The sequence below is a fragment of the Mesorhizobium sp. M0676 genome (assembly GCF_040320535.1).
Taxonomy (GTDB): Bacteria; Pseudomonadota; Alphaproteobacteria; order Rhizobiales; family Rhizobiaceae; genus Mesorhizobium.
The window spans coordinates 52380-78018 of the sequence record NZ_JAMYPU010000020.1 but is presented as its reverse complement, the minus strand read 5'-3'; the positions used below and the strand labels follow the sequence as shown (position 1 = coordinate 78018).

General features: G+C 63.3%; 20 protein-coding genes and 3 pseudogenes. 10 read left to right on the top strand and 13 right to left on the bottom strand.

Annotated features, from left to right (window positions below):
- Positions 1-273: 273 nt before the first annotated feature.
- On the bottom strand, positions 274-903 hold the full coding sequence (locus tag NKI35_RS21590) for a TetR/AcrR family transcriptional regulator (protein WP_023667776.1): 630 nt from the start codon (positions 901-903) through the stop codon (positions 274-276).
- A 129-nt stretch (positions 904-1032) separates the two neighbouring features.
- Here NKI35_RS21590 and NKI35_RS21585 point away from each other — a divergent pair, with 129 nt between their 5' ends.
- Positions 1033-1929: an NAD(P)/FAD-dependent oxidoreductase gene (locus NKI35_RS21585; protein ID WP_023751771.1), complete on the top strand. Its 897-nt coding sequence runs from the start codon at positions 1033-1035 to the stop codon at positions 1927-1929.
- 333 nt (positions 1930-2262) lie between these two features.
- On the opposite strand, the pseudogene NKI35_RS21580 reads toward NKI35_RS21585, so the two are convergent.
- The 3 genes and pseudogenes from NKI35_RS21580 to NKI35_RS21570 form a co-directional block, all read right to left on the bottom strand.
- Positions 2263-2976: pseudogene (locus NKI35_RS21580) on the bottom strand (alpha/beta hydrolase).
- 110 nt (positions 2977-3086) lie between these two features.
- The gene (locus NKI35_RS21575) at positions 3087-4535 is read right to left on the bottom strand and encodes an NAD-dependent succinate-semialdehyde dehydrogenase (protein ID WP_352741442.1); all 1449 of its coding nucleotides are present in this window, start codon (positions 4533-4535) and stop codon (positions 3087-3089) included.
- A 58-nt stretch (positions 4536-4593) separates the two neighbouring features.
- Positions 4594-5823, bottom strand: coding sequence for an iron-containing alcohol dehydrogenase (locus NKI35_RS21570; RefSeq protein WP_352741429.1), 1230 nt, complete (start codon positions 5821-5823; stop codon positions 4594-4596).
- Positions 5824-5997: 174 nt separating this feature from the next.
- Here NKI35_RS21570 and NKI35_RS21565 point away from each other — a divergent pair, with 174 nt between their 5' ends.
- Both NKI35_RS21565 and NKI35_RS21560 read left to right on the top strand, forming a co-directional pair.
- On the top strand, positions 5998-6696 hold the full coding sequence (locus NKI35_RS21565; RefSeq protein WP_352741428.1) for a GntR family transcriptional regulator: 699 nt from the start codon (positions 5998-6000) through the stop codon (positions 6694-6696).
- Between the two features lie 161 nt (positions 6697-6857).
- Positions 6858-7451, top strand: a complete 594-nt coding sequence (locus NKI35_RS21560) for a DJ-1/PfpI family protein (protein WP_023667783.1) — start codon at positions 6858-6860, stop codon at positions 7449-7451.
- A 269-nt stretch (positions 7452-7720) separates the two neighbouring features.
- Here the strand turns inward: NKI35_RS21560 and NKI35_RS21555 are convergent, their stop codons facing one another.
- The 4 genes and pseudogenes from NKI35_RS21555 to NKI35_RS21540 all read right to left on the bottom strand — a co-directional run bounded on the left by NKI35_RS21555 (position 7721) and on the right by NKI35_RS21540 (position 10654).
- Positions 7721-8353 (bottom strand): class I SAM-dependent methyltransferase, encoded by a 633-nt coding sequence (locus NKI35_RS21555; protein ID WP_352741427.1) that lies wholly within the window; start codon positions 8351-8353, stop codon positions 7721-7723.
- A gap of 133 nt (positions 8354-8486) precedes the next feature.
- Positions 8487-9085, bottom strand: a pseudogene (locus tag NKI35_RS21550) (NADPH-dependent F420 reductase).
- Positions 9086-9117: 32 nt separating this feature from the next.
- Positions 9118-9869, bottom strand: a pseudogene (locus tag NKI35_RS21545) (SDR family NAD(P)-dependent oxidoreductase).
- A gap of 50 nt (positions 9870-9919) precedes the next feature.
- The gene (locus NKI35_RS21540; RefSeq protein WP_352741426.1) at positions 9920-10654 is read right to left on the bottom strand and encodes an SDR family NAD(P)-dependent oxidoreductase; all 735 of its coding nucleotides are present in this window, start codon (positions 10652-10654) and stop codon (positions 9920-9922) included.
- Between the two features lie 228 nt (positions 10655-10882).
- On the opposite strand from NKI35_RS21540, the gene NKI35_RS21535 reads away from it, so the two are divergent.
- Positions 10883-11779, top strand: coding sequence for a LysR family transcriptional regulator (locus NKI35_RS21535; RefSeq protein WP_352741425.1), 897 nt, complete (start codon positions 10883-10885; stop codon positions 11777-11779).
- A gap of 131 nt (positions 11780-11910) precedes the next feature.
- Here NKI35_RS21535 and NKI35_RS21530 read toward each other — a convergent pair whose 3' ends face one another.
- From NKI35_RS21530 to NKI35_RS21510, 5 genes are read right to left on the bottom strand one after another with little or no spacing between them, the layout of a single operon-like run.
- Positions 11911-13503: an indolepyruvate oxidoreductase subunit beta family protein gene (locus tag NKI35_RS21530; RefSeq protein ID WP_023692298.1), complete on the bottom strand. Its 1593-nt coding sequence runs from the start codon at positions 13501-13503 to the stop codon at positions 11911-11913.
- On the bottom strand, positions 13496-15649 hold the full coding sequence (locus NKI35_RS21525; RefSeq protein ID WP_352741424.1) for a thiamine pyrophosphate-dependent enzyme: 2154 nt from the start codon (positions 15647-15649) through the stop codon (positions 13496-13498). The genes NKI35_RS21530 and NKI35_RS21525 overlap by 8 nt, the downstream gene beginning before the upstream one ends.
- 44 nt (positions 15650-15693) lie before the next feature.
- Positions 15694-16176 carry a MarR family winged helix-turn-helix transcriptional regulator gene (locus tag NKI35_RS21520; protein ID WP_023753949.1) on the bottom strand — a complete coding sequence of 161 codons (483 nt, stop codon included), beginning with the start codon at positions 16174-16176 and terminating at the stop codon, positions 15694-15696.
- Positions 16176-17747 (bottom strand): phytoene desaturase family protein, encoded by a 1572-nt coding sequence (locus tag NKI35_RS21515; RefSeq protein WP_352741423.1) that lies wholly within the window; start codon positions 17745-17747, stop codon positions 16176-16178. Before NKI35_RS21515 ends, NKI35_RS21520 begins: the two co-directional genes overlap by 1 nt.
- A 16-nt stretch (positions 17748-17763) precedes the next feature.
- Positions 17764-18555, bottom strand: a complete 792-nt coding sequence (locus NKI35_RS21510; protein ID WP_352741422.1) for a cyclase family protein — start codon at positions 18553-18555, stop codon at positions 17764-17766.
- A gap of 119 nt (positions 18556-18674) precedes the next feature.
- Here NKI35_RS21510 and NKI35_RS21505 point away from each other — a divergent pair, with 119 nt between their 5' ends.
- The 6 genes from NKI35_RS21505 (at position 18675) to NKI35_RS21480 (ending at position 25625) form a co-directional block, all read left to right on the top strand.
- Entirely contained in the window at positions 18675-20249 is a 1575-nt protein-coding gene (locus NKI35_RS21505; protein ID WP_352741421.1) for a phytoene desaturase family protein, read from the top strand.
- Positions 20250-20361: 112 nt separating this feature from the next.
- Complete coding sequence (locus NKI35_RS21500; RefSeq protein WP_023686913.1) at positions 20362-21891, top strand: ABC transporter substrate-binding protein; 1530 nt, start codon at positions 20362-20364, stop codon at positions 21889-21891.
- Between the two features lie 187 nt (positions 21892-22078).
- The gene (locus NKI35_RS21495) at positions 22079-23086 is read left to right on the top strand and encodes an ABC transporter permease (RefSeq protein ID WP_023667796.1); all 1008 of its coding nucleotides are present in this window, start codon (positions 22079-22081) and stop codon (positions 23084-23086) included.
- Positions 23079-23927 (top strand): ABC transporter permease, encoded by an 849-nt coding sequence (locus NKI35_RS21490; protein WP_352741420.1) that lies wholly within the window; start codon positions 23079-23081, stop codon positions 23925-23927. The genes NKI35_RS21495 and NKI35_RS21490 overlap by 8 nt, the downstream gene beginning before the upstream one ends.
- Entirely contained in the window at positions 23924-24802 is an 879-nt protein-coding gene (locus NKI35_RS21485; RefSeq protein WP_023695186.1) for an ABC transporter ATP-binding protein, read from the top strand. The genes NKI35_RS21490 and NKI35_RS21485 overlap by 4 nt, the downstream gene beginning before the upstream one ends.
- Positions 24795-25625: an ATP-binding cassette domain-containing protein gene (locus tag NKI35_RS21480; protein WP_352741419.1), complete on the top strand. Its 831-nt coding sequence runs from the start codon at positions 24795-24797 to the stop codon at positions 25623-25625. The genes NKI35_RS21485 and NKI35_RS21480 overlap by 8 nt, the downstream gene beginning before the upstream one ends.
- Positions 25626-25639 lie beyond the last annotated feature (14 nt).

Here is a 25639-nt window from a genome sequence, read left to right as displayed (position 1 = left end):
TGTACCAAAGAAGGTTCCGTCCGCAGGTGTCCTTCGCGGCGGCTGATACCCCATCTGCTCGATTCTCGCGGGCCATAACCGGCATTCTCTTCCTCGCCCGCACAGGGTCGGCCGAAGCAGCGCTGTGACCGGAGCAGGTAGGAGATGCCGCTCACCGGCGGGCGCGCAGTCCGACCCCGACGCGATCGACATGAGGTGGATGGGCGCCATCGCGACGGCGGCTCTAGCGGAGTATTTCGCAGAAATACAATGATTAGCGGGCAGGGCAGAGTGCTAGCCGTGCGCAGCGATGAACATGGCGACGGCCGACCGGCAATAGGATTCGATTTCGTTGTCGTCCGCCGCTCTCGCCTGATCGAAGCGTGCGATAATCAAAAGATCGGATCCTTTGAAAAGCGCGGCAAACAAGCGGGCGGACCGGAGAGGATCGGGCACGTTCAGAACCGCCTTCGCGTGCAACTGACGCAACAGGACCTCGATTTGGGCGATGACATGGGCGGGGCCGGCTTCGAAATGGAGCTTGCTTAACGACCTTGGATTCGTCTGGTCGGCCATGACCATGGCTTCGACACTGCGGACGTCTGATCTCAACAGCGTGCGAAGCAGGGACGATCCCACCGCCATGAGCTGATCTTCGACCGAACCGCCGACGCCTTCAAGAAGGGCCTGTGGCGCAAACAACTGATGGCAGCCGGCCGCCATCGCCGCGCTGAACAGCGCCTCCTTGTTCTCGAAGTGCCGATAGATGCTGAGTTTGGATATCTTCGCCCGCTGGGCGACCTTGTCCAATGTCGTCGCTTGAAAACCCAATTCCACAAAGAGTTCGGACGCAGCGTCGAGTATCGTTTGGCCAAGCGCCTCGTTGGCGGGCCGGCCGCGCCGGCCCTGGCTATTTTCGGTCACGACAATTCCAGTCCTTGACAGTATCCTAATTCTCGGATTACGATACCATGTAGTTTCTGAAATGCGCAAGCCGATGGGTAGGTTTCAACCAGGTCCAACCAGCCCCTCATCCACAACACGGAGCCCATCATGGATGACGTCATCATCATCGGCGGCAGCTTTGCCGGTCTCGCCGGCGCCCTGCAACTCGGCCGTGCCCGCCGCAAGGTCACCGTTCTCGATACCGGCCTGCCGCGCAACCGCTTCGCCGGCCACTCGCATGGCCTGCTCGGCCACGATCACAAGCCACCGCTGGACATCCTGGCCGAGGCGCGGCGGCAGCTGGCGCGCTATCCCACGATCAAGCTGGTCAATGCCCGGGCCGACAGCCTCTCCGGGGCCATCGACGATTTCTCCGTCCTCACTGGCGACGGCGAAAGCCTGGGCGCGCGCCGGCTGATTCTGAGCTATGGCGTCGCCGACCAGATGCCTGATGTTCCGGGCTTTGCCGAAAGCTGGGGCACGTCCATCGTGCCCTGCCCCTATTGCGACGGCTTTGAAGTCGCCGGCCAGCATTGGGGCCTCGTCTGGTCCGGCCCACAGTCGATGAATCAGGTCAGGCTGTTCCACGATTGGACCGACAGGTTGACGGTCTTCGCTGATGGTCACGACATTCCGCCCGATATCCGGGCCGGTCTGGCGCGCCGCAACATACCTGTCGTCGACGGCCGGATCAGCGAGATCGCCCATCACGGGGGGCATAACGCCACCGTCAAGCTCGATACCGGCCCCAATGTCGCGGTCGACATCCTGTTCGCGCATCCGCGCAACAAGCCGTCCGCAAGCCTGCATGAATCACTGGGCCTCGCCACGGTCGATACGCCCCTCGGCCTAATCCTCAAGGTCGACGAGCGCCGCGAAACCAGCATGCCCGGCATCTACGCCGCGGGCGACCTCGCCAACCCCCTCACGCCGCCATCGGTCACCCTGGCAATATCGCACGGCGCGATGGCGGGCATCTTCGCCCAGCAGTCGATGCTGGTGTGAGAGCGCAGATTCCCTTCTCCGGGGTGCCGCGGGCTATCATATTCTGAAGGTTGCGGGCCGGTGTTGCGGAACGTCGGCCCGCTCTCTCCTGAGGGGCGTCTTTGGCCGGCCAGCCTTGAGAACTCAACTGGGCTGCCTGCATGACGGCGATCGCCGACATCGGTTGTCAAGCTCAATCACGCTGGAAAGCATGAACCACGTCGACGTCGACATCGCCAGCGGGCTTACGGTATGGCGACCGGTGGCGGAAGATTTGCCACCGCTGTCGGCACCTCGATGCTGCGACGCTACTTTGAAGAACGGTCGCGCCCAGCAGCGCTTCTGGCGGAAGTCTCAGGCGGCTACGACGCGGGCCAACAGTGACGCGGCCTTGGTGCCAGCCAAGCCAAGGTCGCGGACGCTGCTCATTATGATTGGCCCCACCAAGGGTCGTACGCGAAACAGTCAGTCCCTGTGTGTCAAGGTGGTCCGTGAAGAGTGCGGCCTGGCTGTGGAACGGCGGCGTTTCATCGGCGCCGACCAAGATATCTACGTCCACGGATGGATCGAAACTGTGATCGATCGGCGAGAATCGGCGGGCCTCCTCGTTGGTGATCGCGATCTCGGCGGCAAGGAACGACATCTGCAATGGCTTCAGGTCGTAAAGGCCGCCAAGCAGCAGCGCAGCTTTGATGCCGGAAGGCCGCTCGTCACCGTCGAAAAGCATTGTTGCCAGATGCGCACCGGCGGAATGACCGCTAACGGTCAGCAGGCCGGGATTGCCGCCATGGTGTGCGACATTGTCAAATACCCATCGCTTGGCGCGGCGCACCTGGTCGACGATCCTGGCCATCCTGACGGTCGGCATCAGCGCGTAGTCGACAATGACCGCGATCGCACCTGCGTTCGTAACGGTCTCGGCGACGTAGGAATAGTCGCGCTTGGAGAACATGCGCCAATAGCCCCCGTGGATGAACATGTGCACCGGCAGGCGGTCCCGTTTGCCCTCGGGAAAGAACAGATCCATGGTTTCGTGGCGTCAGCCCCGTAGGCGACATCGGCGACCATGGGAACGTTCGCCCTGGTCTCCTCGCTTCTGCGAACGATCTCGGCGACGATGTCATCGAACTCGACCACATGATCGCGAATGCGAAACGGATCTTTGGCGTGATGTCCGCTCACAGGGTCACGGCGATGTACTTGGCCTCCATGAACTCGGCAACGCCGTGTTTCTGACCGCCTTCGCGGCCTAGCCCGCTCTGCTTGACACCTCCGAAAGGCGCCGCCGGATCCGACATCAGGCCGCGGTTGAGCGCGATCATGCCGGACTCGATCTTCGATGCCACGCGCATCCCCCGGCCCAGGTCGCGCGTATAGATGTAGGCAGCGAGACCGTATTCGGTGTCATTGGCTTTGGAGATGACATCCGCCTCGCTTTCGAAGCGACTGATCGGCGCCACGGGACCGAAGATCTCCTCGTGAGCCATGGCAACGTCGGCCGGCACGTCCTTGAGCACCGTTGGCGGATAGAAAAAGCCTCTGCCTTCAGATACGCCGCCACCACACAGGATTTTGGCGCCGCGGGCAACGGCGTCCTGCACAAGCCGGTCGATCTTGTGCACAGCCTTCCTGGTGATCATCGGCCCGCATTCTGTGTCTGAGTCTGTGCCCGGGCCCACGTTGAGTGCCGCCATGCGTTTGCTCAAGCCTTCCGCGAAAGCATCATGGATGCCGGCCTGGACGTAAAGCCGGTTGGCGGCCGTGCAGGCTTCGCCGGCGTTGCGCATCTTGGCAACCATCGCACCGTCGAGGGCGGCTTCCAGGTCGGCGTCGTCGAAGACGATGAAGGGTGCGTTGCCGCCAAGCTCCATGGAACAGGAGATGACGTGTTTCGCGGCTTCGGCCAGCAGCACGCGCCCGACGCCGGTCGAGCCGGTGAAGGACAGCTTTCGCACGCGCGGATCGGCCAGCATGGCCGCCGTCACCGGTCCGGGGGTCGAGGTCGTCAGGACGTTGACGACGCCGGGCGGCACGCCGGCTTCCTCGTAGAGCGCCGCAAGCGCATAGGCCGTCAGCGGTGTCTCGCTGGCGGGCTTCAGGATCACCGTACAGCCGGCCGCCAGCGCCGGCGCGATTTTGCGCGTCGCCATGGCGGCCGGAAAATTCCATGGCGTGATGAGCACGCAAATGCCGATGGGCTGGTAGTCGACAATGATCCGGTTCGCGCCCGAGGGTGCAAGGCCGAACTCGCCGCTGATGCGGACCGCCTCCTCGGCGTTCCAGCGAAAGAATTCCGCCGCATAGGCGACTTCGCCGCGCGCATCGCGCAGCGCCTTGCCGTTCTCCAGCGAGATCAGCGCGGCCAACGTCTCCGCCCGTTCCGTCATCAGTTCGAAGCAGCGCCGCAGGATTTCCGATCGCCTGCGTGGCGGGGTCTCGCGCCAGCCGGCCGCCGCCTTCGCGGCAGCGTCGACGGCGGCGGCGGCATCAGTGAGCGTGGCGTCGGGAACCGCAGCGATCACCGCTTCGGTCGAGGGATCGACCACTTCGATCACGCGACCCTCCGATGAAGGCCGCCAGCGTCCGCCAATGTAGAGACCGTGCGAGACCGTGGCGTAGTCGAACATATCTTGATCCTCGTCGGATATGCCTGCGACAATGTTCATTGGATGAACTCCTGGTCGGTCACATCATGGTGGCGGACATGTCGCCGTCATAGGCAGCCCTGACCAGCTGTCGCATCGCGGCAAGGTCGAACGGGCGGGGATTGTTCTTGATCAACCGGTCGATGCCCAGCGCCTGCTCAGCCGTCCAGTCGATCTTGTCTTCGGGAAGACCCAGTTCGGCCAATGTCGGTGTGATGCCGATGGCGCCAAACAGCCGGCTCACCTCACGGATGGTGGCGTGCGCCAAGGCATCGGCGCCGCCGCCGCCCTGATGGGAAAGGCCGAGAGCAGTGCCGATTTCCGCAATCTCCGCGGCTGCTGCGGCCAGATTGTAGGTCATCACATAGGGCAGCATCGTGGCGACTCCCAGGCCATGCGGGGTGTGGGTAAGCGCGCCAACGGGATACTGCACCGCATGGGCGGCGGCCGTTCCCGCCGTACCGAAGGCGCAACCGGCGGCCAGCGCTCCCATCATGACGTCGGCGCGCGCATCCTCGTCCGATCCGTCGCGATATGCCTTTTCCAGACTGCGGCCGAGCAGCCTGATGGCCAGAAGCGCGAAATGATCGGTCAGAGCGCTCTTGCCGATGAACACGTGCTGTTGCGGCAAATGAGGGTCGGCGCCGCGTTTGGCCGCTGTGAAGGCCTCGATTGCGTGCGTCAGCGCGTCGGCGCCGGCGATCGCCGTCAAGGATGGTGGACAGGTCACCGTCAGATCCGGATCGCAAAGCGCCACTGCTGCGATGAGATGCGGACTGGCGATACCCACTTTCAGCGTCCGATCCGGGTCGGAGATCACGGCGACGGGGGTCACCTCGGAGCCTGTTCCAGCCGTCGTCGGCACTGCGATCACCGGAAGGGTAGGGCCGGGTACCTTGAACTCGCCATAATAGTCCTCGAGCTTGCCGCCGTGGCTGAGCAGAAGTGCAGCGCATTTGGCCATGTCGAGGCAACTGCCGCCCCCGATGCCGATCACCATGTCCGGCTTGAAATCTTTCGCTTGCGCAATGCAGGCGGCGACGCTGTCGCGCGGCACATCCGGCAGCGTTCGGTCGAAGACCAACGTCTCGATCGCCGCGTTGTGCAAGCCAGCCAGAATCTCGGCGAACTGCGACGTCGCCGCGAAGCGCTCATCGGTACAGACGAACGCGCGGCGCCCATATTTGGCGGCGATGGCAGGCAGGACATGGCACTGGCCTTTGCCGAACAGAATCTCGCTCGGCAGGCGCGCCGCTGCAAACAAGCTCATGCACAAGATCCTGCGAAGACGGGTTGGAAGCCGACAGGCTTGGCTTCGGTCCAGAGGCCGACCTCGGCGCTGCAGGTCATGATCATGCGATGCCCTCTAATAAAATCGTATAGGATATAGGATTGAGTTTCGCGGAGCATCGTGTTAGTGGGTGGTTCTGTCAAGAGGCAAACGATGCAGAACACGGACCTGACGGTTGACAATGAAGCCCGTGCCAGGGGTCGTATCCAGCGCGCCAACAGTCTGGCCGGGCACGTTTACGAAGCAATCTTCGCGCAGCTCATGTCCTTGAGGATTGTTCCGGGATCGCGCATCACCGTCGACAATCTCGTCAAGGAATTCAACGTCTCACATACCCCCATTCGTGAAGCGCTTGGCAGGCTGGAGGGGGAAGGGCTGGTTCTGAAAACTCACCTGATCGGCTATCGCGCCGCCCCACAAATCACCCGCCGGCGCTTCGACGAGCTTTACGAGCTGCGTCTAATGCTTGAACCTGCCGCCGCGGCCAAAGCCACCGCAACAATGGACGGCGAGCGCCTTGCCGCGCTGCAGGCGGCGGCCGGCGTCATGGCTCGGCGGGTGGGGAAAGACGAACGCCTGCGCTATTCGAACTTCGCCCGTCAGGATGCGATCTTCCACGACAAGATCGTCGAGTTCGCCCAAAACGAACTCATTCGCGAGACACTGAATCACCAGCATACCCACTTCCATATCTTCCGGCTGATGTATCACTCCAGGGTGACCGAAGAGGCGCTCGACGAGCACGAGGCTATTCTCGCTGCCTTTGCCGCAGGCGATCCGGACGCCGCCGAAAAAGCCATGCGTGCGCACATCGAAAATTCGCGGGACAGGCTCCTGCCTGCGTTCGAGTAGCCTGGTGATGTTGCTTGTCAGAGGCACCCTCAAGCGCGGCGCGCCGCTGTCCGCCCAGCCTGCCGCCTACGAATTCTATTCCCCGTTCTGAGCCGATTTCGATCCCGGGAAGCGAGGCGCGCAGTGCACCTCGCCCCTGAAACAAGCCGAGAGGAAAAGACATGCCAGCCAAAAAAATCCTGATGCTGACCGGTGATTTCACCGAGGAGTATGAAATCTTCGTCTATCAGCAGGCGATGGAAGCGGTGGGACACACCGTTCATGTCGTGTGCCCCGACAAAAGCGCCGGAGACATGATCAAGACATCGCTGCACGATTTCGAGGGCGATCAGACCTACACCGAAAAGCCCGGCCATAACGCGCTGATCAACAAGACCTTCGCCGACGCCGAGAAGCAGCTGAGCCAGTACGACGCTGTCTATTGCGCCGGTGGTCGTGGCCCCGAATACATCCGCACCGACAAGCGGATACAGGCAATGGTGCGCCATTTCCACGAGGCGAAAAAGCCGATCTTCACGATCTGCCATGGCGTCCAGATTCTGATCGCGGTCGACGGCGTCGTGCGCGGCAAGAAGGTGGCGGCGCTCGCCGCTTGCGAGCCGGAGGTGACGCTTGCCGGCGGCACTTATATCGATCTGTCTCCCACCGACGCTTATGTCGATGGGACCATGGTTTCAGCCAAAGGCTGGACCGCGCTTGCGGCGTTCATCCGTGAATGCCTGAAGGTGCTGGGAACGGAAATCCACCATTCCTGAACCGTTGAGCCGGCGCATCACCTGAGGGATGCGCCGGCTCCCTCAACGGCGCGGCGACTTCCGTCATTTCATCAAGTTCAGATCAGGAACCTGCGGCAGGTGTGCTCCAGAACCTTGTGCCATCATCACCTCGGACGCCTTCAAGGCGCTGCCGCATCGCGTGCGTGCACCAGCGCGCCATCCTCGTTGAGCTTTCCCAGCTTGACGGATGCGAACCCGAGTTGATGGACTCAATGGGAGGTCGACATGAAGTCGGCGCCCGGGAGCTGTCAGGGCTTCACGAACCGAAACGCGAAGCGATCGGTCTCGCCCGTGATCGCGGGATCGAACACCTTGGTCGAGTGCGGGTCATCCTTATTCACCAGCACGGTGCTTTCGGCGTCCAGTACGAAGCCGGCCGCCTCCACCTCCTCGCGGACGAATGCAGGGTCGATCCGATGCAGCGACCGGGTGTCGCTCGTGCCCGACCCGGCGGCAGCGGCGTGGTCAACGATGACGTAGGACCCACCGGGTTTCAGCCGCTTGTAGACAGCTCGATTGAAGTCGGCCGCCGTCGCACCCTTCTTCTGGACCAGGGCGGTGTGAAGATCGTGGTAAAACAGGTGCAGCCATAGGACATCGGCTGGCGGCGTAATCTCCGGCATCGCGACGAGATCCGCCGAGGTGGCTTCGACGTTCTCTCGGCTCAGCTCCTTCGCGAGCGTCCGCATGAGGCCGACCGGATCGTTCTTGAAGTGGGCGACTTCGGCCGGCACAAAGCTGTAGACCCGCCCCTCTGATCCGACGATGTCGGAGAAGAGGCGCGTCCAGTCTCCGTCGCCAGGGTAAACGTCGATCACGGTGGAGCCCGCCTCGATTCGTGCGAACCGGATTAATTCGGACACCTTGGATTGGTCGTACATCGAAATCTCCTTAGGAGTGGATATTCTTCTCGGTGCTCATAGTGATTTCTCCATTTGCTCGGATCGGATCGGGCTTGATCCGATCCGAGTTCCGATCGCGTGCGTCGTCTCTTTGCCGAGGACGTCGCGCTCGTCAGTCGAATTTGACCAAGTCCTTGAAGATCAGATGACCCCAGCTGTTTCCGCGCGCCTGGACCAGCAGGCCACCTTCCGACACCCCGCCAAGCTTGATCGGCGCGAAACCGAGATTTTCCGCAAGCTCCCCAATCTGTGTTGCGGCAGCGTCATCGTCGCTTGCCAGGAACACGACCCTCCGGCCACCATGTACGGCCGGATCCTGATCAAGCACCGGGGCGACCAGATGGTTGAAGCCCTTGACCAGTTTTGCGCCAGAGAAGGCCTGCGCGATGAACTTGGAAGAAGGTTGTCCTCCCAGTTCCTCAGGGGGCACGCCATAGGCATTGGTCACATCGATGATCGTCTTCCCCTGCCAGGTAGGGAGCGCCTTCGCGACATTCGGGTGCGCCTCGAAGCGGACAGCCAAAAAGATGATGTCCGCCTTGATGGCTTCCGCCAGTTTTTGGGGATGATCGTGGGTCCGATCGCGGCCGCATCGGCGGCAAAGCTTTCCGGGTCGCGTGTGGTTGCAACGGAAACTTCGATGCCGTTTCGGGCAAACGCCTTGGCAAGGGCCTGTCCGATATTGCCGAATCCTACGATTGCATAGTTCATAGTACTTCTCCGATCTGGTGCTAATGTTGGGGTCAGACTTGCGCCATGCCTCCGTCGACGGCGAGATCCACGCCGGTGACGAAAGAACTTTCATCGGAGGCGAGGAACGTTACGGCAGCCGCGATTTCCTCTGGTTTGCCCCTGCGACCCATTGGGATCTGTGACGCAAACTTGGCGGCCGCTTGCTCGGCTTGCTCAGGAGTAAGGCCAGTCGTTGTCTCCAAGGCCGGCGTCTCGATTGGTCCCGGACTCATTGCATTGACGCGGATTTTGCGGTCTTTGAATTCCAGTGTCCAAGCGCGCGCGAAGTTGCGTACAGCCGCCTTGCTCGCGGCGTAGGTACTAAACCCTGGAAGCCCCAACACGTTCGACACTGAAGAATTCAGGATGATCGAACCGCCGTCTTTGAACAGGGGAAGGGCCTTCTGCACGGTAAAGAACAGACCCTTCACGTTCACATGAAGGTCTGATCAAAATGTGCCTCGGTAGCGACGGCGAGCGGTGCGATCGTCCCCGCGCCGGCGTTGGCGAAAAGAATGTCGATATGACCATGTTTCTCCTTCACGACGGCATAGAGGCGATCCAGATCTTCCAGGAGCGACACGTCACCCACGACCGTCGTAACGTTTTTCATGATGAAGGCTGCGGCCTCGTTCAGCTCTTTCTCTCTTCGCCCGGTAATCACGACGTGCGCTCCTTCTTCTACGAAGCGCTTGGCTGTGGCCAACCCGATCCCGCTGCTTCCGCCCGTGATGACTGCGATCTTGCCTTTGAGTTTTTTCATAATTCTTTGTCTTTCGTTGCGCACGGGCCAGGTACGGACCGCGCTGGGGGTCAGAGTTGAGCCAGGCCGCCGTCGACGGCGACCTCGCTGGCAGTCATGAAGCTGCTGTCCGGCGACGCGAGAAAGGCGGCCACGGCCCCGATCTCCGCCGGATCGGCCATGCGCTGGAGCGGAGTCATCGCGCCGTAGGCCTTCTGGCCTTCCTCGCCCAACGCCTCCTTCGCGAGTTCGGTCGCCGTCGCCCCGGGCGACAACACGTTTACCCGGATGCCGGTGCCCTTCAGGTCCTCCGCCCAGGTCCGCGCCAGGTTGCGCACTGCCGCCTTGCTCGCGCTATAGGCAGTGAACCCCGGAGCGCCCGTGGTGCCGGCGCTCGAGCCGGTCAGGATGATCGAACCGCCCTGGCTCATCAGCGGCAGCGCCTTCTGGACCGTGAAGATCGTACCCTTCACATTAGTGTCGAAGGTTTCGTCAATGTGCCTGGCGGTGATCTGCCCGAGCGGAAGCGGACTTCCCGCCCCGGCATTGGCGAAGACGATATCCAGGCTTCCGCGCTCGGCCTTCACCGCAGCGTAGAGTCGGTCGAGGTCGGCCTCATCCGAGACCGAGCCCTTAACCGCGCGGGCACTAGGCCCAAGGTCAGCCACGGCGGCGTTGAGCGCTTCCTGCCGGCGGCCGAAGATGAAGACGAAGGCGCCCTCCTCGATAAAGCGCTTGGCTGCGGCGCGGCCGATGCCCGTAGCGCCGCCAGTTATCACAGCGGTCTTTCCATTCAGTCTGTTCATGTCATGCATCCTTTGTTTCGCCGTCTCGTATCTTTGGCTGTACGGGAAAGTCCCGCGAGAGCCTCAAGATGGGTTCGCCGAAGTCGGGCGGTGAGTGCGCAATCGCGCACATCGCTGGTGCGAAAACGATCCAGCTAGATGATTGAACGCCGCGGCGACCGCACGAACTACGGCTGATCGTGTTAGTATGGGCTTTGCAAGCCGCACTTCGCTGCGCAGGAATGCACCATGATCGACTGGGATGACGTTCGCTACTTTCTTGCCGCCGCGCGCGTAGGCTCGGTGCGTGCTGCCGCCGCACACCTCGGTGTGAACCACTCGACCGTGCTGCGACGCATCGCTCAGCTCGAGGAACGCCTCGGGGCGCAGATGTTCGAAAAGCTGCCTTCCGGCTACCGCTTGACGGCTGCGGGCGAGGAGGTCCTCGATCTCGCGACCCAGATGGAAGCGTCGTCGCACCAACTGGAGACGCGAGTCTTCGGTCGTGACCAGAGCGCGCGCGGGCTTTTGCGGGTGACGCTTCCACCGTTCCTCGCCACACACCTGCTCATGCCGGATCTCGCCGACTTCGCGCGTTTGCATCGCGACATCGAGATGGAAATCTTGTCGTCCGGTGAGCTGGCAAATCTGACCAACCGAGAGGCCGACGTCGCGATCCGCATTGTCGCCGACCGCAAGACCCTGCCGCTCAATCTTCACGGCCTGAAGGGACCGGAGCTGTTCAGCGGCGTCTACATGTCTCGCGATCGACTAGCCGCGTGGCGTGCGGGCACGCCTGATCCCATCCGGTGGATAGGGATAGACAATCATGGAATTCCGGACTGGGCGCGCGAGGGAGAAGTTCGCGTCACGGGAGTACCGTTCAGGACACCTGACGCCGAGACGCAGATCATCGCGGCGCACCAGGGGATTGGGATAACGAAACTGCCGTGCTTCGTCGGAGATGCCGACCCCCTGCTGGTGAGGGTGCCGGGGATCGACGTGCCCATGCATGGGACCCTGTGGCTTCTCACGCAAGGCGAGACACGCAAGACGAAGCGGGTGCGGCTCTTCACGGAGTTCGTGTCCCGCAGGCTCGCCGCGTACGCTCCGCTTCTCTCGGGGCTGTCCATATCGCGCGACTGACGCCCGGCAGGTCCGCCGGCAACGCTTCCCGCATCCGGGTGGAAGCCGAGCTGCGATCGCCTGAAGCGGCGTGTTCAATCCGCGAATCCAGTGGGAGTAGGAAACGGCGGCAGTAGCGTAGAGGTACCAGCCTAAGCTCGACCTCTTCCCACACCATGATCAGACAACGATGCCACCGTCTTCAGCGCGCCATCGAGCATGTCGCCTTTCTCGTCTTTCAGCGCAGCTTCGCGCAACCGTCTGATCCAGTCGGCAGCGTCATCGCGGCCCTTGACCAGATCGAGCGCCGACAGCACGCGATCGAATTTGGACTGGGCGCGGACGTGGGTGTCGCTGTAGCCCTTGATCAGCCGGCGGCAGTTCAGGATTTCGACGGCGAGCGCGTAATCCTGGGGCACATATCCAATTGCCAATGCATACCACCGCTCCAGATGCGCCGTCTCGACCTTGTGGCGCAACAGGCGCCGTCGCCAGCGGCGCAGGCCGCCGATGAACCAGAGGACCGCAAAGCCGGCAAAGCTGTCGGTGCGAATGCGCCGGCCATGGTTGATGCGACGATCAAGGAAAGCAGCGAGTTTCGGCCGGCTCTCAATGTAGTTGCCCAGCCCCGCCGGCAAGGTGCCGCAGAACTCCTCGATGCGCGGATGGAAATACTCGGTCACCTGCAGGATGGAGCCGTTCTTGACGCCGACCTCGCGGCGCACGCGCTGGGCGCGGGTCGAGCGAGTCTTGAGATCGGCGACGCGGATCATGTCGTCATAGCACAGGGCGTTGGCCAGATGCTTGGCGGCAGCGATGGACAATGCATGGGCATGGCCGGGATCATCAAGCGCAACGGCCTTGTCCAACCGGTCGAGATAGTCGCGGCCATAGGCGATGTCCTGGTAGTCGACGACCTTTCTCAGGCCCCGAAGCGCCATGTCGCGCACCGCCGCGGGCATCAGGTCGATGCGGGCGGCCAGCGCCTGCCAACCCTGCAGCAGGTTCTGCGGACCGCTCACGCGCCCTGCACCCGGAGCGGGGTCGACCGTGGCCGGTTCTGCCGGCTGTGGCGCGGGGGCCGTCGTACCGCGCGCGCGGTCGTAGGCGACGGCGAAGGCAGCGAGGCTGGCTTTCGCGCCTCGGCCGCCGGCGCCGATCGCTTGCTCATAGCTTTCACGCGTGAACGGCAATGCGTCGGAGCCGGCCAGCGCGCCAAGCAGACTGGCCGAGATCATTGAGCCATTGTCCGCGGCGATCTTTTCCATGTCGAAAGCGATGAAGCGTTTCGATGCAGCTTCCGCCGTCGCGCGTACCTTGGAAGACGAGGCCCGGCCGTCACCCGGCTCGATCTTTTCCGACACCGCGGCGATACGGTGCGAGGAGGTGATCAGCGTGGTGCGATCGGGCGTGACGAAGCCCCTGATGATGGCGCGGCCGGCTTCCATCAGCTCGGCGGCGATCAATATGTCGACATCGCCTTGCGAAGGCGAAAGGGCAAAGACCGGCAGCCGGCCGGTGTCGCGGGCCATCTCGACGTAATAGATCGTAGCGCCGGTGCGCTGGGCGACGCCGGCGACCGAGGTCGATTGCGCGACATAGGAATTGCGCTCGGCGACATCGGTGATCCAGTCGGCGAGCACGCCTCCGCCCTGGCCGCCGACCGCGAGCAAAGCGAGTTTGATCACCGGCTCGGTATCGGTGGCACCGGATTTCGGGCGCAAGGGCGAAGCCTGGTCAAGCATCGGCGAACGTCAACCTACGGCTCTCGCGGCGGCGCTGCATCAGGCCGATCACGGCGCGGCGAGCGCTTTCCAGGAAGCGGTCCCAGCGGCCCGGATTGTGCACGACATCGGCGCGGTAGAAGGATGGGCACAGCACGGCGGCGTCCGCCACCTCGCCGCAATTGCCGCAGCCGACGCAGCTCTGGTCGATCGATGCCACCGGATCGTCACGCAAGGGATCGTCGAGCGATTTCACCGACAGGGACGGGCAGCCGGACAGCCGCATGCAGGCGTGGTCGCCGGTGCAGATATCCTCATCGACGCCGAACTTCGGCTTGACGACGCGAGTCCCACCCTTGATCGCCTTGTCGACCAGCGGCTTTTCGCGGCGCTGGCGATTGAGCATGCATTCAGACGAGGCAACGATGACCTTGGGACCCTTTTCGTCCGTCGTCAGCGCCTCACGTAACGTGTCCTGCATCTTGGTGATGTCATAGGTGCGGTCGACATGGCGCAGCCATTTGACGCCCATGCCCTTCACCGCCTCGGTGATCGGATGCTTGGTCGACTTGGTCTTGTTGCCCGCACGCGACGACAGGATGTCCTGCCCACCGGTGGCGGCGGAGTAAAAATTGTCGACGATGACGATGACGCCGTCGTTCTTGTTGAAGACCGCGTTGCCGATCGAGGAGGTCAGGCCATTGTGCCAAAAGCCGCCATCGCCGACGAAAGAGATCGACCGCCGTTTGGCGTCAGGCGAATTGAACGCCGATGCCGATGCCGGCCCCAGCCCGTAGCCCATGGTGGTGGCGCCGAGCTCGAAAGGCGGCATGATCGAGAACAAATGGCAGCCGATGTCGGATGCGATGTGGTGGTTCCCGAGTTCCTGCTCGACCAGCTTTGTCGCGGCAAAAATCGGCCGCTCCGGGCAACCGATGCAGAAGCCTGGCGGACGTCCCGGCACGACGTTGATCAGGTCCGCGGCGTCAACGCCGTCGCCGACCTTGTTGGGCGCGCGCACCTCACCCGGCAAGAGATGCGGGGCCTCGGCGCGCAGGAAGGCGCCGATGCCGTCCAGCATGACCTGGCCGGTATATTCGCCGGCCATCGGCAGATACTCCTTGCCGACCAGCCTGGTGCCGCGCCCGGCCTTGTGCAGCATGGCGGCAAAGGCCTGCTCGATGTAGTTGGGCTGGCCCTCCTCGACCACGAGCACCGCCTGCTTGCCTTCGCAGAAGGTGAGGAACTCGTCATCGATCAGGGGATAGACGGCGTTGAGAACGTAGAGCGGCACATCCGTCTCGCCATAGGTGTCGGCAAGGCCGAGCCGCTGCAAGGCGCGGATGACCGAATTGTACATGCCGCCCTGCATGACGATGCCGACCGAGCCATGGTCCGAACCGAAGAATTCGTTGATCTTGTTCTTGGCGATGAACTCCACCGCCGCCGGCCAGCGCTTCTGCACCTTCTCCTTCTCGTGCAGGAAGGAGGCGGGCGGCAACACGATGCGGCCGGTGTCGCGGCGCGGCGCGTCGAGCGCATCGGCCACCGTCATCGGCGGGCGCTTGTTGTCCTTGGCTATGAAGTGGCCGTGGACGTGGCAGCAGCGGATGCGCACCTGCAGCATCACCGGCGTATTGGACGCTTCGGACAGCTCGAAGCCATCCTCGACCGCCTTGACGATCGAAGGCAGGTTCGGGCGCGGGTCGAGCAGCCAGACCTGGCTTTTCATGGCGAAGGCATGGCTGCGCTCCTGCATGATCGAGGAACCCTCGCCATAATCCTCGCCGACGATGATCAGCGCGCCGCCGGTAACGCCACCGGAGGCAAGGTTGGCGAGCGCGTCGGACGCGACATTGGTGCCGACAGTCGACTTGAAGGTCGCCGCGCCACGGATGGGGTAATGCACCGAGGCAGCGAGCATGGCGGTGGCGGTGGCTTCCGAGGCGCTCGCCTCGAAATGCACCCCGAGTTCGCCCAGAATGTCCTGTGCGTCGGCCAGCACGTCCATCAGATGGCTGATCGGCGCGCCCTGGTATCCGCCGACATAGCCGACGCCGCATTGCAGCAGCGCCTTGGTGATGGCGAGAATGCCTTCGCCCGCAAATTCCTCGCCGGCGCCGAGCCTGAGTTTTTCGACTTCCTTGGCAAAAGACCGTTCGGCCATTTTTCCAACCTTCCGTTGCCGGCGGTGCGGCCGGCGCCTAACGTCTAGATGTCGTGCTTGCGAATGTTCTTCAGCATCTTCTGCAATGTGGCGATCAGCGCCGTGTATTCGGCGTCGTCGACATCGTCGAACATCGCCTCGAACGCGTCATGCATGGCCGGCCAGGCGCGCGCGAACTCGGCGCGGCCCTCGTCGGTCAGGAAGACATGGCGGATGCGGCTGTCGGTAACGCCCTGCTCGCGCCGCACGAAGCCTTGCCCCTCCAGCGTGTCGAGCGTGCGGCTCAAGGTCGACTGCTCGATGACGGTGTAGACCGAGAGGTCGTTGACGGTGACGCCGTCGGTGACCGACAGCACGGCCAGCGTGCGGACCTGCGGAATGGTCAGGCCCTGCTTGCGGAAATCGTCGCGCAAGGTGGCGTTGTAGCGCCCCATGATGCGGTTCATCAGATAGGGCGCGAATTGCTGCAGGCCGATCTGGCCAAGCGTCGAAATGCGCTGGCGCTTTTCCGGAACCTTCTGCTCCATCAAAGCCTCCCCGCCAGCAGAAAGCCGGAACCGCCACCGAGGCCCGCGCCCGGATGGGTGGACGCGCCGATGTGATAGAGGTTCTTGATGCCGGTCTGATGGTTGCGGCTGGTCTTGAACGGCCGCCACAGGAACGACTGGTCGATGGTCGAGGACCCGCCATAGGGGTCGCCGCCGACCAGATTGATATTCATCGCTTCGAGATCGGCCGGCGAATAGGCGCGCCGCGCAATCACGCTGTCCTTGAAACCATCGATGTGGTTGGCCAGGATGGCTTCGGCACGATCAGCATAGGCTTCGCGCAACGCCTCGGTCCATTGCCCGTCGGTGGGTGCCTGGAGCGTGCCGGCAGCATCGCCCTTGATGTGACGGGGCGCCTCGGGAAGTTGCAGCCACAGTATTGCTTTGCCAGGCGGGCAGCGCGATGGGTCGAGCGCATGTGGCTGGCCGACACAGATGGTCGGCACTTCGGGCAGCATGCCCCGCGCCGCCTCGTTGCAGGCTTTCGAGACGCCATCGAGCCCCGGCGTCAGGTGCAACAATGCCACCTGGTCCAGGCCATCACCGCGCCATGCCGGCGGCTTGTTCAGCGCATAGTGAATCTGGAAATTGCCTTTGCCGTAGCGGTATTTCTGTGTCGCTTCGACATCGGCCTTGGGAGCCTCGCTGCCGAGCAACCGGTGGTAAAGCTGCGTCGGCGTGACCGAACAGATGACGCTCTTGTTTGCTGTAATCGTTTCGCCCGAGGCGAGCCGTACGCCGGTCGCGCGGCCACCGCTCTGGACGATCGAGGCGACATCGGCGCCGGTGCGGATGTCGCCACCACGTTCCCTTATCAGAGCTTCGAAGGCAGTGAGCAGGGTCTTCGCTCCACCCTTGACGATCGGCGCCCCGGCCGCTTCCAGCGCGAAGGCAATGACCTTGGCGATCTGCCCTGAGAAGGCGTCTTCCGGTCCGAGCCCGGCGTGCAGCACCCAGGGCGCCCACAGCGCGCGGATTGTCTCGGACCGATAGGTGCTTTCCAGCCAGCTGCGCGCCGGCACCAGTGCTTCGCCGAGAAAGGCGGCAAGGCCGCGTGGGCTGCGCCGCCAGGCATCGCCGGCCAGCAGTTTCGCCGTCGGATAGGACCACAGGCTGCCGCCGAGCAGGCCGAACAACAGGCCGGCATTGCGCTCGATGCCGCTGACATCGTCGGCGTGCCGGTCGCCATCGCCGGGGGCGATCGCATTGATTGCAGCGACGTTGGCGGCGCGGTCGGTGGTGAGCACGGCATGGCTGCCGTCCGGCCGCAGCACGCCGGTTGGCGTGCCGGTGTGACAGAACTCCAGCCCGTGCCGCGCGAGATCGCCGCCCAACGCCGCAAAAGCCGGCGAGGTGACGAACAGCACGAAGGTGGTTGCCATCACGTCATGGATAAAGCCGGGAGCGGTGATCTCCTCGGTACGCACGCAGCCGCCGATGCGGTCGTTGCGCTCGAGGACGAGCACACGCGCCCCTTTGCCGCCGAGCATCGCCGCGCAGACCAGCGCGTTGATGCCGCTGCCAACGATGATGTGATCCGGCTGGCTCACCTTGGCGTGCTTTCACCTAGCCGTTGGATACAAGCGCCAGCGCGCGGATAGGGCTGCCGGTGCCATGCTCGATCTTGAGCGGTGCGGCGATCAGGATGGCGCCCTTTGGAGGCAACTGGTCGAGGTTGCAGAGGCTGGCGAGGCCATAGCGGTTCGCCTTGTGCATCAGCGTGTGGGCTGGAAATGGCGGCTCCATGCCGCCGGCCTTGCCGGCATCGGTGCCGATCGTCTCCGAGCCCCAGCCCTTGATGTCCTTGCTGATCAGATACTGGATGGCTTCGGCCGTCGGACCTGGCGTATGCGGGCCGGTCTCATTGGCGTTGAGGAACTCAGCCTCCGAACCATTGCGCTTGTACCAGTCGGTGCGCATCACCACCCACTCGCCAGGGCTGATGGCGCCATGCTTGGCCTCCCACGCCTTGATGTGGTCGACGGTGAGCAGGAAATCGTGATCGGCGGCGGCTTCCTTCGTGCAGTCGATGACGTTGACCGGGCCGACGAAATTCTGCGCCGGAATGGTGTCGGTGGCGCCGTCCGGATAGTCCTTGCCGCTGATCCAGTGCTGCGGCGCATCGAAATGCGTGCCCGAATGCTCGCCGAGCTTCAGCCAGTTCCATGCCCACCACGGGCCGTTCTTGTCATAACGGGAGATGTTGTGGATCTCGACCTTCGGCGTGTCGACGGCAAGCTCCGGCGGCAGCTTGATCAGCGGCGTGTCGGGTCCGAGCGGCGCAGAGAGGTCGACCACCTTGATGGCGCCTGAAAGCAGCTGGCCGGCGACTTCGCCGAGGAGTTTTTGCGTGTCCATGGTCTGAAGTTCCCTCTTGTCGGTGAAGATCAAGGCTCGTCTCGGCCCTTAATATCCTACTAGACGAAAACATATGCATCTGCAATTATCTTTAAGCATAAAGGAAATGGGAACGGGGCGTGAGCGAGTTCGACGCCATCTTTGTCGGGGCGGGCCACAACAGTCTGGCATGCGCCGCGCATCTGGCGCTGAAAGGCTGGAAAACCGGGATTTTCGAGCGCAGCGCAGCAATCGGCGGTGCCGTCCAGACCCACGAATACACCCTCCCAGGGTTCCGGCACGATTTCGGTGCAATGAATCTGAGCCTGTTTGCCGGCTCCGCCTTCCACCGGAAATATGCAAATGAATTGAAAGCGCAGGGTCTTGAGTTCGCGCCGGTCGCCGACTGTTTCGCCAGCGCCTTTCCGGACGGACGCTGGTTCGGCGTCAGCAATGACTTGGAAAGGACTGCCACGCGGCTGGCCGCGTTCTCCGCCGCCGATGCCGCGACGTGGCGCAAGCTCGTTGCCGCCTTTCCTGCTGAGGCCGAGCATCTGTTCCGGCTGCTGGGATCGCCGATGAGTGCCCGCGCGCTTGCCGGCACCGCCTGGAACCTGTGGCGCAAGAAGGGCATGTCAGGCGCGCTCGATACCGGCCGGCTTTTGCTGTCGTCACCTCGCGCCTGGCTGGAGGAGACCTTCGAGTCGCCTTATGTGCGGGCAACGCTTGCCACCTGGGGCATGCATCTCGATTTCGCACCCGACATCGCCGGCGGCGCCGTGTTCCCCTATCTGGAATCGATCGCCAACCAGAGCTTTGGCATGGTGCTAGGCAAGGGCGGCGCCGACACGATCATCCGGGCGCTGGCAGGTATGGTCACCTCGGCGGGCGGCACGATCGTCACCGGGGCGGAAGTTGCCGAGATCACCGTTGCCGGCGGCAAGGCATCGGGCGTGCGACTCGCTTCAGGTGAGACACATACGGCCACCAAGGCAGTGATTGCCGGCGTCGCGCCCAGGGCGCTGACCGGCAAGTTGCTGCCCAACGGTTCCGGCGACGCCGGCTTCGACACGGCTATGCAGAAGTTCCGGCACGCGCCGGGCACGATGATGATCCATCTGGCGCTCGACGACCTGCCGGACTGGCGCGCCGGGGCCGAGCTGCGGCAGTTCGCCTATGTGCATCTGTCGCCCTCGCTCGACGCGATGTCGCGCACCTATCAGCAGGCGATGGCGGGCATGCTGCCGGACGAACCGGTGCTGGTCGTCGGCCAGCCGACAGCGGTCGATCCGTCACGCGCGCCGCAGGGCAAGCATGTGCTGTGGGTGCAGGTGCGCATGCTGCCCGCCGAAATCCTGGGCGATGCGGCCGGCAAGATCGCGCCCGCGCATTGGGATCAGGTCAAGGACGTCTACGCCGAGCGCGTGCTCGACATCATCGAGACCTACGCGCCCGGCCTGCGTACAAAAATCCTCGGCCGCGCGGTGTTCTCACCCATCGACCTCGAGCGCGAGAATCCCAATCTCGTCGGCGGCGACCAGGTCTGCGGCAGCCACCATCTGGCACAGAATTTCCTGTTCCGCCCGGCGCGCGGTTATGCCGGCTGGAACACGCCGGTCGGCAATCTGCATCTCATAGGCGCCGCGACATGGCCCGGCGCCGGCACCGGCGCGGCCTCCGGCTTCATGCTCGCGCAACAGCTTGGCGGGAGGTAGCTCGCAAGATTTCATGAAGGCGACGAGAGGCAAGGCGCTGCTGCCCACGAAGCCCGGATCGATAAACTGATAGTGCCGCGCAAAGACAACAAAACCAACAAGGGGAACGACCATGACAATCAACAGACGAGAATTGCTGGGATACAGTGCCGCGGCACTTGGGGTGGCGGCGATCGGCCTGCCTGAGATCGCCAAGGCGGCAGCGGGCGAGCTGACCATCGCCTATAACGTCAATCTGCCGTCCTGGGATCCGACCACCGGACCTTCGGCGGTCAACCCGACCATTCAGGGTCTCTACCAGTCGGTGTTCGACCAGTTCATTCCGCAAAAGCCGGACCTGTCCTTTGCGCCTGGCCTGCTCACCGAATGGGGCTGGAACGAGGATCGCACCAAGGTGACGATGACGGTGCGCGAAGGCGTGACCTGGCATGACGGCTCGCCCTTCACGCCCGAGGACGTGGTCTGGTCGCTGCAGCGGGCGGGCGACGAAAAGACCGGCAATCCGATCCAGTTCGTCTGGAAGAACGTCAACAATTTCAAGATCGACGGCAACAAGATCACCGGCGACGTCGTGCAGTTCGATCCGGTCTATTTCAAATGGATGTCGTTCCTGACCGGCTACATCCTGCCGAAGGCCTACTACGAGAAGGTTGGCGCGGAAGGTTTCGAGAAGGCGCCGATCGGCACCGGCCCGTACATGGTGGAAAAATTCGAGCGAAATGCTTTCCTCCGACTGAAGGCCAACCCGCACTATTGGGGCGACAAGCCGGCCTTCGAGAATGTGACGATCAAGTTCGTCACCGACGCGGCGAGCCGCGTTGCCGAGATCGAATCCGGTTCCTCGCAGGTGACGCTGGAGGTCCCCTATGAAGAGTATGACCGGCTGATCGCCAAGGACGGGCTTGCCGGCTCGTGCAAGCCTGTTTCCGACATCGGCATGATCTTCTTCAATGACATCGAAGCGATGCTGGACAAGAACGTCCGCCAGGCCGCTGTCATGGCTGTGGACAAGGAGCTTCTGGTCAAACGGCTGCTGCGCGGCTATGGCCAGCCGATCGCTACGCTGGAGACCCCGGAGTACACGGCCTTCGATGCGTCGATCAAGGTCGAGCACAATCCGGAAAAGGCCAAGGAGCTGCTCGCGGCTTCCGGCTATTCGCCGGAAAAACCGGTCAAGTTCACCATCCAGACGACCAAGGGCTTCAAGCCCAAGGATTATGAGATGATCCAGGCAATCGTCGGCATGTGGCGCAAGGTCGGCATCGAGGCGACGATCGAGGTCTACGAGATCGCCAAGCACTATGAACTGCGCGCCGCCGACAAGCTGGCCCCGGCCGCCTTCTACAATTGGGGCAATGCCATCGGCGATCCGACGACGTCGACCGGTTTTGCCATGTATGGCCCGAGCCCGCACTCGGTGTGGGACAGCCAGGACCTGATCGACATGATCAATCCGCTGTGGGGCGAGAAGGACGAGGCCAAGCGGATCGCCGGCTGGAAGGCTGTCGACAAGTACATCGCCGAGCAGGCCTATGTGCTGCCGCTGATTCAGTATGCGCAACCGATCGTGCATGCCAAGGGCGTCAACGTGGTGCAGCATGTGTCCGGCGCGCTGCTGCCGGCGCTGATGACCCCGGCCTGATATCGGCTTGTGGGCGCCATTCTTCGCTGGGTGGCCCCCTCATCCGGCCCTTCGGGCCACCTTCTCCCCCTGGGGAGAAGAGACCAGCTCAGCCGTCCGTGACCTCTTCTCCCCTCGGGGAGAAGGTGGCCGCGAAGCGGACGGATGAGGGGGCTCTTCGTTAGAAACGCACTGGGCCTACACCAGAATGCTCCTGCAACGATTCCTGATCCGTCTGCTGACGATGCTGATTACGCTGTTCGGCGTGGCCGTCGTCGTCTTCGTCGTGATCCGCGTCGCGCCTGGTGACCCGATCGCCATGATGCTGCCCCCCGGTGCGACAGATGCCGACATCGACCGGCTGCGTGCACTCTACGGGCTCGACAAGACCATCGTGCAGCAATTCTTCATCTGGCTGTCCGGCGTCGTCAGGGGCGATTTCGGCACCTCGATTTCGCTCAGGCAAGATGTGCTCAGCCTTGTCTTCAATCGTTTGCCGGCAACGCTGGAACTTGCCATCATCGCGCTCGTCATGGCGGTTGGGCTCGGCGGCACGACGGCGATCCTCGGAGCCCGCGAGCGCGGCACGGCGGTCGAAGCCGGCATCGATATCGCCAGCGGCGCCGCCCTTTCCATTCCCGATTTCCTGTGGGGCCTCGTGCTGATCCTTTTGTTTGGCGTGCTGGTGCCGATCTTCGACATTTCCGGCCGCGTGTCGCCGCAGCTCGATCTGCCCTTCGTCACCCAGTTCTATTTCTTCGAGAGCTTGCTTCGGCTGCGCTTCGACCTGACCTGGGATCTGCTGAAACACATGCTGATGCCGGCAGTAGCCTTGGCATTGCCGCTGGCGGCAATCATCGCGCAGTTGCTGAAACAGTCGCTGAAGGAAGTGCTTGACCTCGACTATGTCGTGCTGGCGCGGGTGAAGGGGTTTTCGGAAACGCAGGTTATCCTGCGCGAGGCGCTGAAGAACGCTGCCTTGCCGACACTGACTCTCGTCGGCGTCCAGTTCACCTTCCTTGTCGGCGGCACGGTCATCGTCGAGCGGCTGTTTTCCTACGAAGGGCTCGGCAACATGGCGATCGATGCCGTCATCAACCGCGACCTGCCGCTGATCCAAGGCATCGTGCTGGTGTTCGCGCTGCTGTTCGTGCTGATCAATCTTGCAGTCGACATGATGTATGCGCTGCTCAATCCGAGGCTGCGCCATGGGTGAGGCACGCATGGCCCGGCGCGGATTGGGCCCGAGGCTGTGGCTGGCCGGCGGCTGGCTGCTGCTGGTACTTCTTGCGGCGATGTTCGCGCCGCTGGTGGCGCCGCAGGACCCGCTGGCGCAGGATCTGATGCTGGAGCGGCTGCCGCCATTCTGGATGAGTGGTGCGGAATCCGGCTATTGGCTGGGCACCGACAGCCTCGGCCGCGATCTCCTCTCGCGGCTGATCTTCGGCGGCCGTATCGCCTTCATCGTCGCTTTCGCGGCGGCGATCGCCGCCTGCCTTGTCGGCTCGACGCTCGGACTGGTCGCCGGCTATTTCGGCGGCTGGGCCGACCGCATCATTTCACGCATCGTCGACGTCTGGATGGCATTCCCGCCGGTGCTGTTCGCCATCCTGCTGGTCGCGGTGCTCGGCACCGGCCTCAGTTCCGTCATCCTCGCCATCGTCATAATCGACTGGACGCGCTTTTGCCGGGTGATCCGCGCCGAAGCGATGGGCCAGTCGCGCATGGACTATGTCGAGAACGCCCGCATCGCCGGCTATGGCCGCATCGGCATCATGCTGCGCGAGGTGCTGCCCAATGTGGTGCCGTCGATCGTGGCACTGCTGTCGCTGGAGATGGGCATCGCCGTCATCGTCGAGGCCATCCTGTCCTTCGTCAATCTGTCGATCTCGACCGACGATCCGACCTGGGGCGGCATCATCGCCGAGGGCCGGCTGTCGATCCATCAGGCCTGGTGGGTGCTGGTGTTTCCGCTTGTCACGCTGATCCTCACCGTGCTGTCGTTCAGCCAGTTCGGTGATGCGCTGAAGACACGCTTCGATCCGGTGCTGCGATGAGCGCTTGCCTGGATATTGCCAATCTGAGCGCCGTGCTGCCGAACGGCCAGCGCGTGCTGCGCTCGGTGTCGCTCTCCGTGCAGCCGGGTGAGGTGCGTGCTCTTGTTGGCGAGAGCGGCGCCGGCAAGACGATGATCGGCAAGGCGGTGCTCGGTGTGCTGCCGTCAAGCGTGCGCATCGTCGAAGGCGCCATGCAGCTCGAAGGCGAAGACCTCGGCAGGCTGCAGCCCAAGGCAAGGCGCACGCTGATCGGCGCTCGCACGGCGCTGATCCCGCAAGATCCGTTGACTGCGCTCAACCCGTCGCGCCGCATCGGTCCGCAGATGACTGACCGGCTGGTGCGCATTCTCGGCTGGAACGGTGACAAGGCGGACAAGCGTATCCGGCAATTGTTGGATGAGGTGCAGATCCGCGATCCCGACCGGGTGCTGAAATGCTATCCGCACGAGCTGTCCGGCGGCATGCGCCAGCGTGTGCTGATCGCCGCCGCCTTCGCCGCCGAGCCACGGCTGATCGTTGCCGACGAGCCAACAACCGCGCTCGACGTGACCGTGCAAAAGCAGATCCTGCGCCTGATCGCCGAGTTGCAACGCGAGCATGGCACCGCGATCCTGTTCGTCACCCACGATCTCGGCGTCGTTGCAAAGATCAGCCAGCAAGTGTCTGTGCTCTACGCTGGCAAGGTGGTGGAAGAGGCTGATACAGCCGCTCTCTTCGCCGCGCCTGAGCATCCCTATACGCGGGCATTGATAGCCGCCACGCCACGCTACACCCATCCCTTGGCCTCGCTGAAGCCGGTGGACGAGACCGTGCTGGCCGGGCTTGCCGCCGAGATCGGCGCGGCAGACCAGGCGTGGAGGCGGCCGCATGGTTGAGCCGCTGTTTTCCGTGCGCGGGCTGAAGGTGGCGCTGCCCGACATGACCCGCAAGCCGCTGATCGGCCGCGCGCCGCTGGCCGAGATTTTGAAAGGCCTGGACTTCGATCTGCCGAGAGGTTCGGTGACCGGCATCGTCGGTGAATCCGGGTCCGGAAAATCGACGCTCGGCCGCACGCTTGTCAGACTTCTGGAGCCGAGCGTCGGCAGCATCCATTTCGAGGGCCGCGATATCGCCCATCTGCCGGATGCGGAGCTGCGACCTCTGCGCCGCGACCTGCAGATGATCTTCCAGGACCCGATGTCGTCGCTCAACCCGCGTCGCACCATCGCCGGCATCATTGCCGCGCCGCTCAAGCAGAATGGGCTTGGCGACAGGCTTAGGGAACGCGTCGCCGAGGCATTGCATCGCGTCGGCCTGCCGCAAAGCTTCGCTAGTCGCTATCGTCATGAACTGTCGGGCGGGCAGCGCCAGCGCGTCGGAATTGCGCGCGCGTTGGCGCTTTCGCCGAAATTCGTGCTGGCCGACGAGATCGTCTCCGGCCTCGACGTATCGACGCAGGCGCAGATCCTCACCCTTTTGGAGAGACTGGCCGCGGAGATGGGGCTGACCGTCGCCTTCATAAGCCACGACCTGTCGGTCATCCGGCGGCTGTGCCAACAAGTGATCGTGATGCGCGAGGGCATGATCGTCGAGGCGAGCGCCACCGATGCGCTGTTCGACAATCCCAAGGAGACCTACACGCGCGACCTGCTTGCCGCCATCCCGCTGCCTGAGATCGACGCGGACTGGTTGCGGCCAGCAACGAAAGCGCCGGCATAGGACTGTTCACCCCC